This is a genomic window from Aeromicrobium sp. MLTX1 (assembly GCF_046452335.1).
Lineage (GTDB): Bacteria > Actinomycetota > Actinomycetes > Propionibacteriales > Nocardioidaceae > Aeromicrobium.
In genome coordinates this window covers 1,794,905-1,808,556 of the sequence record NZ_JBKFDN010000001.1, presented here as the reverse complement: position 1 = coordinate 1,808,556, position 13,652 = coordinate 1,794,905, and the positions used below count along the sequence as shown (strand labels likewise).

Annotated in this window: 12 protein-coding genes and 1 tRNA gene; 12 read left to right on the top strand and 1 reads right to left on the bottom strand. The window is 73.1% G+C overall.

Annotated elements, in window-relative coordinates; all coding sequences use genetic code 11:
* The first annotated feature begins 37 nt into the window (after positions 1–37).
* The 8 genes from bcp to ACK99Q_RS08690 all read left to right on the top strand — a co-directional run bounded on the left by bcp (position 38) and on the right by ACK99Q_RS08690 (position 9,378).
* A complete protein-coding gene (gene bcp, locus ACK99Q_RS08725; RefSeq protein WP_410185742.1) occupies positions 38–514 on the top strand; it encodes a thioredoxin-dependent thiol peroxidase in 477 nt (158 codons plus the stop codon).
* A gap of 35 nt (positions 515–549) precedes the next feature.
* Positions 550–632, top strand: a tRNA-Leu gene (locus tag ACK99Q_RS08720).
* A 62-nt stretch (positions 633–694) separates the two neighbouring features.
* The gene (locus tag ACK99Q_RS08715; RefSeq protein WP_410185741.1) at positions 695–1,453 is read left to right on the top strand and encodes an SDR family oxidoreductase; all 759 of its coding nucleotides are present in this window, start codon (positions 695–697) and stop codon (positions 1,451–1,453) included.
* Positions 1,450–2,568 (top strand): isochorismate synthase MenF, encoded by a 1,119-nt coding sequence (locus tag ACK99Q_RS08710; protein WP_410185740.1) that lies wholly within the window; start codon positions 1,450–1,452, stop codon positions 2,566–2,568. Before ACK99Q_RS08715 ends, ACK99Q_RS08710 begins: the two co-directional genes overlap by 4 nt.
* Complete coding sequence (locus ACK99Q_RS08705) at positions 2,565–4,148, top strand: (2,3-dihydroxybenzoyl)adenylate synthase (protein ID WP_410185739.1); 1,584 nt, start codon at positions 2,565–2,567, stop codon at positions 4,146–4,148. Before ACK99Q_RS08710 ends, ACK99Q_RS08705 begins: the two co-directional genes overlap by 4 nt.
* A 13-nt stretch (positions 4,149–4,161) precedes the next feature.
* Complete coding sequence (locus ACK99Q_RS08700) at positions 4,162–5,052, top strand: isochorismatase family protein (protein ID WP_410185738.1); 891 nt, start codon at positions 4,162–4,164, stop codon at positions 5,050–5,052.
* Positions 5,049–8,831: an amino acid adenylation domain-containing protein gene (locus ACK99Q_RS08695; RefSeq protein WP_410185737.1), complete on the top strand. Its 3,783-nt coding sequence runs from the start codon at positions 5,049–5,051 to the stop codon at positions 8,829–8,831. The genes ACK99Q_RS08700 and ACK99Q_RS08695 overlap by 4 nt, the downstream gene beginning before the upstream one ends.
* A complete protein-coding gene (locus ACK99Q_RS08690; protein ID WP_410185736.1) occupies positions 8,824–9,378 on the top strand; it encodes a 4'-phosphopantetheinyl transferase family protein in 555 nt (184 codons plus the stop codon). Before ACK99Q_RS08695 ends, ACK99Q_RS08690 begins: the two co-directional genes overlap by 8 nt.
* Here the strand turns inward: ACK99Q_RS08690 and ACK99Q_RS08685 are convergent.
* Positions 9,321–9,758: a nitroreductase family deazaflavin-dependent oxidoreductase gene (locus tag ACK99Q_RS08685; protein ID WP_410185735.1), complete on the bottom strand. Its 438-nt coding sequence runs from the start codon at positions 9,756–9,758 to the stop codon at positions 9,321–9,323. The two genes, ACK99Q_RS08690 and ACK99Q_RS08685, sit on opposite strands and share 58 nt — an antisense overlap.
* Positions 9,759–9,873: 115 nt before the next feature.
* Here ACK99Q_RS08685 and ACK99Q_RS08680 point away from each other — a divergent pair, with 115 nt between their 5' ends.
* The 4 genes from ACK99Q_RS08680 to katG are packed head-to-tail and all read left to right on the top strand — an operon-like array spanning position 9,874 to position 13,577.
* Positions 9,874–10,650 (top strand): hypothetical protein, encoded by a 777-nt coding sequence (locus ACK99Q_RS08680; RefSeq protein ID WP_410185734.1) that lies wholly within the window; start codon positions 9,874–9,876, stop codon positions 10,648–10,650.
* Positions 10,650–10,889, top strand: a complete 240-nt coding sequence (locus ACK99Q_RS08675) for a hypothetical protein (protein WP_410185733.1) — start codon at positions 10,650–10,652, stop codon at positions 10,887–10,889. The genes ACK99Q_RS08680 and ACK99Q_RS08675 overlap by 1 nt, the downstream gene beginning before the upstream one ends.
* A gap of 31 nt (positions 10,890–10,920) precedes the next feature.
* A complete protein-coding gene (locus ACK99Q_RS08670) occupies positions 10,921–11,349 on the top strand; it encodes a Fur family transcriptional regulator (protein ID WP_410185732.1) in 429 nt (142 codons plus the stop codon).
* Between the two features lie 20 nt (positions 11,350–11,369).
* A complete protein-coding gene (gene katG / locus ACK99Q_RS08665; RefSeq protein WP_410185731.1) occupies positions 11,370–13,577 on the top strand; it encodes a catalase/peroxidase HPI in 2,208 nt (735 codons plus the stop codon).
* Positions 13,578–13,652: the final 75 nt, after the last annotated feature.

Here is a 13,652-nt window from a genome sequence, read left to right as displayed (position 1 = left end):
TCGGTTCGGTGCGGGGTGCCTTGTCAGGATAGTGCCCATGACGACCCGCTTGCAGCCCGGCGATCCGGCCCCCGACTTCACCCTCCCGACCGACGCCGGGAAGACCGTCACGCTCTCGGACCTGCGCGGCCGCCGCGTGATCGTCTACTTCTACCCCGCCGCGATGACGCCGGGCTGCACGAAGCAGGCCTGCGACTTCAGCGATTCCATCGACCGGCTGCAGGCCGAGGGCTACGACGTGCTGGGCATCAGCCCCGACCAGCCCGAGAAGCTCGCGAAGTTCCGTGAGCGCGACGGCCTGTCGATCACGCTGCTGTCCGATCCGGACAAGCAGGTCCTCGGCGCGTACGGCGCGTTCGGCGAGAAGAAGCTCTACGGCAAGGTCGTGGAGGGCGTCATTCGCTCGACCTTCGTCATCGACGCCGAGGGCAACGTCGAGCTCGCGCAGTACAACGTGAAGGCCACGGGACACGTCGCGAAGCTGCGACGCGACCTGGGCCTCGACGCGGCCTGACGGTCGCGGTCACGCGGCCCTACGCTGGGGCCGTTGCCGGTGTGGCGGAACGGTAGACGCGCCAGGTTTAGGTCCTGGTGTCCTCACGGGCGTGCAGGTTCGATTCCTGTCACCGGCACCCGCATCCCGCTCCGCGGGACCCTCACTGGACGTGCGTAAGGCTTGCCTTACCATCGTCACATGAAGGTCTCAGTGGGGCGGGTCGCCGTCGTCACGGGTGCCGCGTCGGGCATCGGCAGGGCGATCGCCCACCGGCTCGGCGCCGCCGGGTGGTCGCTCGGGCTGATCGACGTCGACGCCGACGGTCTGGCCGAGACGGCGGAGGGACTGGGGCCCGTCCACACCGAGGTCGCCGACGTCCGGTCGGCCGAGGACGTGGACCACGCGGTCGCCGCGGCCGCGCAGGCCCTCGGCCCCGTGGACGGCCTGGCCTGCGCCGCCGGCGTCCTCGTCCCCGGAGGCCTGCGCGACACGCGGCCCAGCGACTGGCAGCAGCACTTCGATGTGAACACGACGGGCATCCTGCACTGCCTCCAGGCCGTCGAGCCGCGCCTGCGCGACGGAGCAGCCGTCGCCGTGGTCGGCTCGAATGCCGCGCGGGTGCCCCGCACCGGCATGCTCGCCTACTCCGCGTCCAAGGCCGCCACGGCTGCGCTCGTGCGTGCTGCGGGTCTCGAGCTCGCCGCGCGCGGGATCCGCTGCAACGTCGTGGAGCCGGGGTCGACCGACACCGCCATGCAGCGCGACTTGTGGCCCGACCCCGCGGCCGGGCGTCGCGCCGCCCTCGACGGCGACCCCGCCTCGTTCCGCGTCGGCATCCCCCTCGGGCGCATCGCCGTCCCGGACGACGTCGCCGCGCTGGTGGAGTTCCTGCTCTCGCCGGAGGCCCGCCACATCACCCTGCAGCAGATCCACGTCGACGGAGGCGCCTCCCTGTGAACCCCACCCTCCAGCCCACCCTCACGGCCCCGGCACTACGGCACTCACCGCTGGTCTTCGCCGGCTCGGACCCGTTCGCGGCCGACGAGGTGCGCCGCACGCTGCACGCGCGAAACGACGATGCCGGACTCGCGACCCACGTGCGCGCCGCGCTGCAGCCGGGCGAGCGCGCCGTCCTCAGCGCTGCGTTCCGGCGGGGCGGTCCGGTCGTGGCGCACCTCGTCACGCCGCGGACGTTGCGGCACGCCGAGCCCGTCGCGCCGCGCGCCCGCGTGCACGACGTGGTCGCCGAGCCGACCGCCGAGGGCTATCGCGTCCTGGTCGCCTCCGCGCTCGACCGCATCGCCTCGGGGGACGTCGCGAAGGTCGTGCTCGGGCGGTGCCTCGAGGTGTGCAGCAGCCCGGCGCTCTCCCCCGGGGAGATCACCTCAGCCCTGCTGACGGGGCGCCCCGGTCCGTACGTGTTCTGCCTGCCGCTCGACGACGCCCCCGACGCGCCGTGGCTCGTGGGCGCCAGCCCGGAGCTGCTCGTCCGTCGCCGCGGTGCCGAGATCTCCAGCACCCCGCTCGCCGGTTCGGTGCCGCGCTCCTCCGACCCCGACGAGGACTCACGCCGGGCCTCGGCCCTGGCGGACTCCACGAAGGACCTCGCCGAGCACGCGTTCGTGGTGCGGCACATCGCCGAGGCCCTCGCGCCCGTGTGCGACCGGCTCGAGGTCCCGGACCGTCCCGAGGTGATCGCGACGGACTCGATGTGGCACCTCGCGAGCCCACTGCGCGGCCGGCTGGCGGAGCCGGGCGAGCACACCGCGCTCGACCTCGGCCGGCTCCTGCACCCCACACCGGCGGTCGGCGGCGTCCCGACCGAGGCCGCCACCGGCCTCATCGACCGATTGGAGGGGCCGGGCCTGCGCGGGCCGTTCGGTGGCTTCGTCGGCTGGATGGACGGCCGCGGCGACGGCGAGCTGGCCGTCACGATCCGCGCAGGCGTGCTCGCCGGCGAGCGCCTGCGGCTCTTCGCCGGAGCCGGGATCGTCGACGGCTCGGACCCCCGCGCCGAGGCGGAGGAGACCGCGGCGAAGCTCGGCACGATGAGTCGGGCGGTGGGACTGTGAGGTCGCCGCTCGCACCGGTCCGCAGCTGGCCCGACGACGCGAGGCAGCGGTATCGCGACCTCGGGCTGTGGACGGACGAGACGTTCGCGGACTTCGTCGCCGACCGCACGGCGCGGTTCGCCGGACGCACCGCGCTGGTGGGTCGTGACGCCCACGGCGTCGAGCAGCGATGGACCTACGCCGACCTCGGACGTCACGCGGACGGCGCCGCTGCCCGCCTGGCCGAGGCCGGTGTGGACCCGGGCGACCGCGTCGTCGTGGCCCTGCCGAACGTCGTGGAGTTCGGCGCGGTCGTCCTGGGCCTGTTCCGCCTGGGCGCGCTGCCTGTCTTCGCACTTCCCACCCACCGCGAGGCCGAGCTGTCGCACTTCTGCGACGTCGCGGACGCCGCGGCTCTCGTGCTGTGCGGCACCGACACGGACGCGGCCGCGCTGCACCGGCGGGTGGCCGAGCGCACCTCCGTCGACGCGCCCGCTCTCGTGGACGTGGCGGGGTGGGACGGCGTGGTCGACGCCGCGACGCCGGCACGACCCACGACCGGCGCCGAGGACGTCGCCTTCCTCCAGCTCTCGGGCGGCACGACCGGACTGTCGAAGCTGATCCCGCGCACGGCGGCGGACTACCTGTACTCCGTGCGCGAGTCGGCCACCATCTGCGGGCTCGACGCGTCCAGCGTGATGCTGGTGCCACTGCCGGTGTCGCACAACTTCGCGATGAGCTCGCCCGGCGTGCTGGGCGTCTGGCATGTCGGTGGGTGTGTCGTCCTGGCCCGCGATCCCAGCCCGCGAACGGCCTTCGGGCTGATCGAGCGCGATCGCGTGGACATCGTGCCGCTCGTGCCGCCGCTCGCCCAGGCCTGGATCTCGGCCGCCCGACGTAGGGCGCCCGACCTGTCCAGCCTGCGACTCGTGCAGATCGGTGGGGCGAGGCTCAGCGACGCCGTGGCCGCCGAGGTCCAGCCCGTGCTGCACGGCCGACTCCAGCAGGTCTTCGGCATGGCCGAGGGACTGGTCAACTACACGCGTGACGAGGATCCCGACGAGATCGTGCTGACCACCCAGGGCCGGCCCATCTCCGAGCACGACGAGGTCCGGGTGGACGACGACGGCCGCCTGCAGACGCGTGGGCCCTACACGATCCGCGGCTACTACCGCGCCGAGGCGGCCGACCGCGACAGCTTCACCGAGGACGGCTTCTACCGCACCGGCGACCTCGTGCGCCGACTGACGAGCGGACACCTCGTCGTGACCGGTCGGGAGAAGGACCAGATCAACCGCGGCGGGGAGAAGATCGGCCCCGACGAGATCGAGACCCCGCTACTGGCCCATGCCGACGTCCTCGACGCCGTCGCGGTCGGCCTCCCCGACGACGTGCTCGGCGAGCGGATCTGCGTGGCCGTGCGGATCGAATCCGGGCGTCCAGAGCCCACCGACCTCGCCGACCACCTGCGCGCCAGCGGGCTGGCCACCCACAAGCTTCCCGACGAGTTCCGGTTCGTCGACGCCCTGCCCGGGACCCATGTCGGCAAGAACAGCCGCCGCGACCTGCGCCGGGTGCTCGCCCGGCGCTGGTCCGCCTGACCGAGGAGATGCGATGACCTCCCTGCCCACCCTCATCGACTACGCGGCCCCGCTGCCGCCCGACCGGGGCCTGCCTGCGAGCAAGGCCGGCTGGGACCTCGATCCCCGTCGCGCGGCCGTGCTCGTGCACGATCTCCAGGAGTACTTCCTGCGCCCGTTCGACCCGGGATGCCCGGCCCTGACGACCGCGCTCGACGCGACCGCACGCATCCTGTCCGCGGCGCGTGGAGCCGGGGTGCCCGTGTTCTACACGGCACAGGACGGGGACCACTCCGACCGCGGCCTCCAGGGCGACCTGTGGGGTCCAGGCATGCGCGCGGTCGCCGCGGACACGGCCATCGTGCCCAGCGTCGCGCCCGCGCCGGGCGACCACCTCGTCACGAAGCGCCGGTACAGCGCCTTCGCCAAGTCCGACTTCGGCGAGCGTCTCGCCGCCGCCGGCCGCGACCAGCTCGTCATCACGGGGGTGTACGCCCACATCGGGATCACGGCCACCGCTCTCGACGCCTTCCAGCGCGAGGTGCACCCGTTCGTGCCCGCCGACGCGATCGCCGCCTTCACCCACGAGCAGCACGCGCGCGCGCTCGACATCGTGGCCGACTCCTGCGGCGTCGTGACCCTCACCCGGGACGTGGTCGACCGGCTCGTGCCGACCGAGGACCCGTCGGGCTGGGCGGCGGTCGTGCGGGCGTCCCTCTCCCGCGCGCTGCCGGGTGCCGCGCTCGGGTCCGTGCTGGCCGATCCCGAGACCGACCTGTTCTCCGTGGGCCTGTCCTCCCTCCGCGCCTTCGAGTTGCTCGACGATCTCGCCGACGCCGGAGTGGACATCGACTTCGGCGAGCTCGTGCGCCGGCCCACGCTGACGTTCCTGCTCGAGCAGGAACACGTCGCGGCGACCCGGTGACCGCCTCCTGGCTGCCCCTGACGTCCGCGCAGCGAGGGCTGTACTTCGCCCACCACCTCGACCCCGACAACCCGTGCCACACCACGGCCGAGGTGGTCGAGCTCGACGGTCCGGTCGACCCGGCCGCCCTCGCGGTCGCCGTGCAGGGCGCCTACGCCGAGTTCGAGCAGCTGCGCACCGTCTTCCGCCTCGGTCCGACCGGTCCGGAGCAGCGTGTCGTGCCGCCTGCGCACCGGCTGGTCGTGATCGACGTTCCGGACGAGGACGCGGCGTCCGCCTGGCTGGAGGCCGACCTCGCACGACCGCTCGACCTCGCCGTCGAGACCTGCCGCACCGCGCTGCTGCGACGTCCTGACGGTCGATGCTGGTGGTACCACGCGGCGCACCACGTCGTCCTCGACGGCTACGGCGCCCAGCAGCTCCTTCGTCGTGTCGCCGCCCTGTACGACGGCGCTGCACCCGTTGAGGCGGTGCCGCTCGCCGATCTCGTCGAGGCCGATCGGCGCGACCAGGAGCTCGCGGCGGCCGACGACTTCTGGCGGGATCGCCTCCCCTCGATGGACGGCGAGGTCTCCCCCTCCGGCCGCACGGCCCTGCCCGCACCCCGCGCCCTGAGGGCCTCCGCGGACCTCGGGCAGCAGGCGCAGCAGCGCCTCGTGGAGGCCGCCACGCGGCTCGACGCCGCATGGCCCGATGTCGTCCTCGCGGCCCTCGGCGCCTACGTCGCACGGTTCACGGGGAGCCCGGCGACCCGGCTGGGGGTGCCGCTCATGAATCGCACGCGGCCGGGGATCGGAGTCCTGCCCGCCGGCACCACGGTCTGCACGGCGATGAACGTCCTGCCGGTCGCCGTGCCCGCCGAGGGAACCGTCGCCTCGTGCGTCGCCGCCACGAGCCGCGACCACGCCGAGGTCCGCGCCCATCCCGTGCACCGTCAGGAGGACCTGGCCCGCGTGCTGCGCGTGGACGGGCGCCAGCTCTTCGGGGTGCAGGCCAACCTCGTGCCGTTCGATCTGTCGCTGCGCCTCGGGGACTCGAGAGGGCACGTCCGCAACCTCACCGCCGGCCCGGTCGAGGACATGACGATCTGCCTGCGAGGCGTGCCCGGTCGCGGGCGTGCGGTACGACTCGAGCTCGACGCCAATCCCCGCCTCTACGCCGCGACGGACGTCGAAGGACACCTCGACCGGATCGCGACCTGGCTGGACACCTGGGCCGCCGCGCCCGCCGACGCGGAGGTGGCCGACCTCGCGCTCACGACGCCCGCCGAGTTCGAGAGGGTCGTCCACGGGTCCAATGCGACGCACGTCGAGCGGGCGTCCGGGACCCTGGGACGGCGCTTCCTCGATCAGGTCGCCCGCACACCGGAGGCCGTGGCGGTCGTTGACGGCGAGGAGACCGTCACGTACGCCGAGCTCGCCCAGCGGGCCGCGGTGCTGGCCGGCTCGCTGCGCGACCGGGGCGTCGCACCCGGCGACGTGGTGGGCGTGGCCCTGGAGCGCTCGATAGGACTCATCGAGGCCGTCCACGCCATCGCCCTCCTCGGCGCCGTGTACCTGCCGCTCGATCCCGACCTGCCGGTCGCGCGCGTCGCGGCGATGCGCGAGGACGCCGGCGCCCGGGTCGTGCTCTCCCCCGAGGCGCTCGGGGAGCGAGGCCCGACACGCGCGGTCGAGCCGCCCGTGGACGTCGACGCCCCGGCCTACCTGCTGTTCACGTCGGGCTCGACGGGCCGTCCCAAGGGCGTCGTCGTGAGCCACCGCGCGATCGACAACCGCCTCGCGTGGATGCAGCACCACCTGCCGGTCGGCATCGGCGACCGCGTGCTGCACAAGACGCCGATCTCCTTCGACGTCTCGGTGTGGGAGCTGTTCTGGCCGCTCCAGAACGGCGCCACCCTCGTGATCGCGCCACCGGGATCGCACCGGGAGCCGCGCGCGATCGCCGACGTCGTCGCGCGGCACGAGGTCGACGTGCTGCACTTCGTCCCGTCGATGCTGCGGGCCTTCCTCGCCGACCCGGTCGCGCGCGACGCCGTGCCCCACGTGCGGCACCTCGTCACGAGCGGCGAGGCCCTCACACCCGACCTCGTCACCGTGTGCGCCGAGGCCTTCGGCGTCCCGCCGACGAACCTGTACGGGCCCACGGAGGCGGCCGTCGACGTCACCGCCTGGGACTGCGCGCCCGGCGAGCCGGACGTGCCGATCGGACGCCCGATCTGGAACACCGCCTGCTTCGTCCTCGACGACCGGCTTCGACCTCGGCCCATCGGCGCTCCCGGCGAGCTCTGGCTCGCCGGGGTGCAGCTCGCCGAGGGCTACGCGGGTCGCCCCGACCTGACGGCGGAGCGATTCGTTCCGGCGCCGGAGATGCTGCGTGGCCACGGCGACCGGCTGTACCGCACCGGCGACCGAGCCGTGTGGCGCGCGGACGGGGCGCTGGAGTACCTCGGCCGAGCCGACGACCAGGTCAAGGTGCGCGGCCAGCGCCTCGAGCTGGGCGAGGTCGAGGCCGCCGTGTCCGAGGTCGTCGACGCGTGTGCCGCCGCCGTGGTCGACGACCGACTCGTGCTGTGGTTCGCCGCGGACCCCTCCGTCACCGCCGACGGTCTGCGCGACCGGGCTGCCTCGGTGCTCCCGTCCTCGGTGCTGCCCCACCACTGGATCCGCGTCGACGCCGTGCCGCTCACGACGAGCGGGAAGGTCGACCGGGCCGCCCTCGCGCGGACGTTCCGGCCCCCGGTCGCCGCGGCGGGTGCGGTGCCCGCCGGACTGCTCGAGCAGCGCGTGTGCGCGGCCTTCTCGGACGTGCTCGGCCTACCACGCGTGGGTGCCGACCAGGACTTCTTCGCGCTCGGCGGCGACTCGTTGCGGGTGCTGAGGCTGCTCGACCGCCTCGAGTCCGACCTCGGCGTGGAGCTCCGGCTGGCCGACGTCTTCGAGGCGCCGACGCCGTCCCTGCTGGCGCGCCGGGCGGCTCGCGGTGCGCCGGACGCCGAGACCGGCGAGATCCTCACCCTGCGCCGGGGGCGTCCGGACGTGTCGCCGCTGTTCCTGCTGCCGCCGGCCGGCGGCCTCGGCTGGTGCTACGCCTCGCTGCTCCCGTCGCTGCCGCCCGACGTCCCGGTGCACACGATCCAGGCGCCCGGACTCGAGCGGGGGGAACCCGAGCCCGTCGCCGACCTGGACGCCCTCGCGAAGCGACAGCTGACGGCGATCCGCGAGGTCGTCGGGACGGGACGCTTCCACGTGGCGGGCTGGTCCCTCGGCGGGATGGCCGCTCACGCGGTGGCCGCCCAGGCTCGTGGCGACGGGCAGGACGTGGGTGCGGTCGTGCTGCTCGACGCCTATCCGGCCGACCAGTGGCGGTACCTCCCCGACCCGACGGAGGCGGAGGCGCTGCGCGGCATCCTGCGACTCGGCGGGCTGGACGATCCGGACGAGGACCTCGACCGCGACACCGCGGTGCGACTCCTGCGGGCGTCGGGCAGCGCGGTGGGCCGGCTGCCCGAGCGCACCCTGGCCGGCTGCCTCGCGTCCGTGTCCGAGGCCGCCCGCCTCACCCGGACGTCGCACCATGCCGTGCTCTCCGGCGACGCGACGGTCGTGGTCGCCGCGAAGCCACGCCCCGAGGACTGGCTGGCGGCGGAGGGCTGGGAGCCGTACGTGACCGGCGCCCTCGACGTCGTCCCCGTCGACGCCTCCCACGGGGAGCTCGTGCGTCCGCCCGTCGCGCGCGAGGTGGCATCGATCATCGCCGGGCGGGTGGCGCATGGCTGAGGCGCGACGCGACCGGCTCGCCGATCCCCTCGACCGCGCCTTCTTCACGGCGGCCCGCGCCCTGGCCCGCGCGTGCGTCGCCGCGCTGCTCGACACGGAGGCGGACGACGTGCGACTGGTCCAGCTCTGTCCCTCCTGCGGCGGCGTCGACCATGGACGTCCCTCGGTTCTCGGTCGGCCCGAGGTCGGCGTCAGCTGGGCCCACGCCGGTGGTGCCGTGGTGGCCTTGGCCACCCACGGGCCCTGCGGCGTCGACGTGGAGCCTCCGATCGCCGGACCGGCTCCCCAGCGGGCGATCACCGAGGCGGAGCGGGCGTGGCTCGCGACGGGCGGTGACTTCACGCGTCTGTGGACGCGCAAGGAGGCCCTGGTCAAGGCCGGGGCCGCGACCCTGGACGAGGCCGCGCGCCTGGACGTGCTGGCCGACACGGTCCGCGGACTCGACCTGCGCACGTGGCAGGTCGGGGCCGCGACCGTCTCGAGCGCGACTCAGCCCATCGGTTCGAGCACGAACACGGGGATCTTCCGGTCGGTCTTCTTCTGGTAGTTCGCGTAGTCGGGCCACACGGCCACCGAGCGCTCCCACCAGGTCTCGTACTCCTCGCCCTCGAGCTCGCGGGCGCGGTAGTCCCGCTTGTCGGCGCCGTCCTGCAGCTCGACGTGCGAGTTCGCCTTGAGGTTCCAGTACCAGTTGGGCTGTGACGGGTGGCCGCCCTTCGAGGCGACGACGGCGTAGTCACCCTCGTGCTCGACGCGCATGAGCGCGGTCTTGCGCAGCTTGCCCGACTTCGCACCCACGCTGGTGAGGACGATGATCGGCACCCCCTGCAGCAGGTTGGCCTCGCGTCCGTCGGTGGCCTCGAAGGTCTCGGCTTGCGTACGGGCCCACTCGGACGTGCTCGGTTCGTACTCTCCGGTCAGCGGCATCTGATCTCCTCGGGGTCGGTTCGATTCCAGCAAAGCACGCGGGGCCGACAGCCGCGACGGGTGGCTGTGGACGAGCGGCACGGGTTGTCGTATCCCGGTCCTACCGTCTCCTCCCATGATCCGTCGCCACCTCCACGCGCTTCCCGACCTGCCGGCCTCGTCCGATCCGGACCCGTCCATCGCCGCGATGGCTTCGCACGAGTTCCTGCGCAAGCCACGAGCCCGCGCCTACCCGTACGGCGCGTGCGTCAGCGTGCTCGAGGGAGCGATCGGTCATCACCTGCGTCGCGGTGGCGACGCGTGGTGCTGGACCCCGGAGGACGCCGCCGGCGCTCTGAACTCCTGGCTGGAAGATCCCTCCGGACATGATCCGGACGGTGCGCGCTTCCTGCCCGACCTGCTGAGCGACTTCATCGAGTTCGCGCACCGCGACCGCGTGTCGCCGGACCAGACCAGCGCGGCGCTCCAGATGATCGAGCGCCTCCGTGCCGAGTTCCTGTGCGTCGTCGGCGCCGCCGGCTGGCGGACACCGGTGACGAGCTGGAGGGACGTCGACCCCCTTCATCCGCTCCAGGACCTCGTCGAGCTCGTCGGGGATCTCGCCACGCTGGAGCGCCTCGACGCCGAGCCGCTCCCTGACGAGCCGTTCGACTGGACGGGGGTCCCGGGCTTCCTGGTGCCTGCGCTCGAGGATCTCGTGCCGCTGCTCGACTCGTGTGCCGACCAGTGGCTCACGATCGAGCACCGCACCGCGATGCGCCGCTTGGCTGCCACGGTCGCTCGCCGCGATCCTCGCGCCCTGCGTCGTGGGCCTCTGGTGCGTCGTGCCGCCACGATCGCCTGGGTCGTGCTGCGCGCGAACGACGACCTCGGCCCGGGCGGCTGCGGCTGATGACCGCGAAGGACCTCAGTGCTCGGTTCGGTCTACACAGCGACGTCTCGAGCCCGGCGCGCTCGATGCTCCGGTCGGCCGGCGGGTCCCAGAGCTGGGCGTTCGACTTCGGCGACCGCATTCGGCTTGGGGACGCCCGCCTGCTCACGAGTCGGCGCCGCGCGCACATCATCGTGGCGCGCGACCGCCGCTCGGCCGCGCTCGCGGGCCAGCGCGACACACCCACGACCTTTTCTTGATTCATTCAAGAAAAGCCCCTAGGGTGGAGCCATGACCTCCTCTCCCGCCATCGAGCAGTCGCTCCGCGACGCCGGGCTGAGGGTCACGCGTCAGCGCACGGCCGTCATGGACGCCGTCGCCGCCAACCCCCACGCCGAGACCTCGACGATCATCGACCACGCCCGGTCGACGCTCCCCGAGATCTCGCACCAGGCCGTCTACGACGCCCTGCACGCCCTCACCGACGCGGGCCTCGTCCGCTGCATCAAGCCCGCCGGCTCGGTGGCGCGCTACGAGTCGCGCACGGACGACAACCACCACCACCTGGTGTGCCGGTCGTGCGGCCGCATCGTCGACATCGACTGCACCATCGGCGCCGCGCCCTGCCTCACGCCCGCCGAGGACCACGGCTTCGTCATCGACGAGGCCGAGGTCGTCTTCTGGGGCCTGTGCCCCTCCTGCTCTGCCGAGAACGCCTGACGAATCCCGAAAGGACCAGCATGTCTGACAAGAACCACGACGACGCGATCCTCGCCGAGGTCAACGACCCGGACGAGGCGAAGGGCAAGTGCCCCGTCGTGCACAACCAGCTGCCGAAGCCGGTGGCCGGTGACGCGAACCGCAAGTGGTGGCCCGAGCGCCTCAACCTGGGCATCCTGGCCAAGAACGCGCCGGTCCGGAACCCGATGGACGACGACTTCGACTACCGCGCGGAGTTCGGCTCGCTCGACCTCGCCGCGGTGAAGGCCGACATCGCCGCCGTCCTGACCGACTCCAAGGACTGGTGGCCGGCCGACTTCGGCAACTACGGCCCGCTCATGATCCGCATGGCGTGGCACAGCGCGGGCACGTACCGCGTGACCGACGGCCGCGGCGGCGCGGGCGCCGGCCAGCAGCGCTTCGCTCCCCTGAACTCGTGGCCGGACAACGTCAACCTCGACAAGGCCCGCCGCCTGCTGTGGCCCGTCAAGCAGAAGTACGGCCAGAAGATCAGCTGGGCCGACCTGATGATCCTCGCCGGCAACGTCTCGCTGGAGACCATGGGCTTCCCGACCTTCGGCTTCGCCGGTGGCCGTGAGGACGTGTGGGAGGCCGACGCCGACGTCTACTGGGGCGCCGAGACCGAGTGGCTGGGCGACGAGCACCGCTACTCCGGCGACCGCGAGCTCGAGGCTCCCCTCGCCGCGGTCCAGATGGGCCTGATCTACGTCAACCCCGAGGGCCCCGCCGGTCACCCCGACCCGCTGGCCTCCGCCCGTGACATCCGCGAGACGTTCGGCCGCATGGCCATGAACGACGAGGAGACCGTCGCGCTGATCGCCGGTGGCCACACCTTCGGCAAGACGCACGGTGCGGCCGACGCCGACAACCTCGAGCCCGAGCCCGAGGGCGCCCCGATCGAGCAGCTCGGCCTGGGCTGGAAGAACAACCACGGCACCGGCCACGGCGCCGACACCATCACGTCGGGCATCGAGGTCACCTGGACCTACCACCCGACGCGCTGGGACAACGAGTTCTTCCACATCCTGTTCGCGTACGAGTGGGAGCTGTTCACCTCGCCCGCCGGCGCGCACCAGTGGCGGCCGGTCAACGGCGGCGGCGCCGACATGGTCCCCGAGGCCCACGGCTCCGGCGCCCGCGAGCCGCGCATGCTCACGTCGGACATCGCGCTGCGCGAGGATCCCGCCTACCGCGAGATCTCGCTGCGCTTCAAGAACGACCCGCAGGCGTTCACCGACGCGTTCGCCCGCGCCTGGTTCAAGCTGACGCACCGCGACATGGGCCCGAAGGCGCGCTACCTCGGCGCCGAGGTCCCGCAGGAGGACCTGCTCTGGCAGGACCCGCTGCCGGCGTGGGAGGGCGAGGTCATCGGCGACGCCGACGTCACCGCGCTCAAGGCGAAGGTCCTCGAGACCGGCCTGTCCGTCTCCGAGCTCGTCTCCACCGCGTGGGCCGCTGCGTCGTCCTACCGCGGCAGCGACAAGCGCGGCGGCCTCAACGGCGCCCGCATCCGCCTCGCGCCGCAGAACGGCTGGGCGGTCAACAACCCCGCGCAGCTGGCGAAGGTCCTCAACGTCCTCCAGGGCGTCGCGGACGGCTACGACAAGGCGGTCTCGCTGGCCGACGTCATTGCGATCGCCGGTGCGGCCGCGGTGGAGAAGGCCGCGCGCGACGGCGGCGTCGAGATCACGGTGCCCGTCACGGTGGGCCGTGTCGACGCCAGCCTCGAGGAGACGGACGTCGAGTCGTTCGGCCACCTCGAGCCGCGTCACGACGGCTTCCGCAACTACGAGGGCAAGGGCGGCATGCCGGCCGAGTACGAGCTCATCGACCGCGCGAACCTGCTCACGCTGACCGCCCCGGAGACGACCGTCCTCGTCGGTGGCCTGCGCGTGCTGGGCGCCAACTACGACGGCTCGGACCTGGGCGTCCTCACCGATCGCGTGGGCACGCTGACGAACGACTTCTTCGTCAACCTGCTCGACATCGACACCCAGTGGACCGCCACGGACCCGTCGAGCACGCGCTTCGCGACGAAGGACGGCCGCTGGACCGGCACGCGTGCCGACCTGGCGTTCGGCTCGAACTCCGAACTGCGCGCGCTGGCCGAGGTCTACGGCAGCTCCGACGCGCAGGAGAAGTTCGTCCGGGACTTCGTCGCCGCGTGGACGAAGGTCATGGACCTCGACCGGTTCGACCTGGTCTGATCCACCTCCGCACGACGCCCCCGGGACCTCGGTCCCGGGGGCGTCGTCGTGTCCGCGGCCTCCGGCGACCGCCGG

Coding starts and splice junctions, on each gene's coding strand:
- bcp (WP_410185742.1), top strand. CDS start 38: ATGACGACCCGCTTGCAGCCCGGCGATCCGGCCCCCGACTTCACCCTC.
- ACK99Q_RS08715 (WP_410185741.1), top strand. CDS start 695: ATGAAGGTCTCAGTGGGGCGGGTCGCCGTCGTCACGGGTGCCGCGTCG.
- ACK99Q_RS08700 (WP_410185738.1), top strand. CDS start 4,162: ATGACCTCCCTGCCCACCCTCATCGACTACGCGGCCCCGCTGCCGCCC.
- ACK99Q_RS08690 (WP_410185736.1), top strand. CDS start 8,824: ATGGCTGAGGCGCGACGCGACCGGCTCGCCGATCCCCTCGACCGCGCC.
- ACK99Q_RS08685 (WP_410185735.1), bottom strand. CDS start 9,758: ATGCCGCTGACCGGAGAGTACGAACCGAGCACGTCCGAGTGGGCCCGT.
- ACK99Q_RS08680 (WP_410185734.1), top strand. CDS start 9,874: ATGATCCGTCGCCACCTCCACGCGCTTCCCGACCTGCCGGCCTCGTCC.
- ACK99Q_RS08675 (WP_410185733.1), top strand. CDS start 10,650: ATGACCGCGAAGGACCTCAGTGCTCGGTTCGGTCTACACAGCGACGTC.
- ACK99Q_RS08670 (WP_410185732.1), top strand. CDS start 10,921: ATGACCTCCTCTCCCGCCATCGAGCAGTCGCTCCGCGACGCCGGGCTG.
- katG (WP_410185731.1), top strand. CDS start 11,370: ATGTCTGACAAGAACCACGACGACGCGATCCTCGCCGAGGTCAACGAC.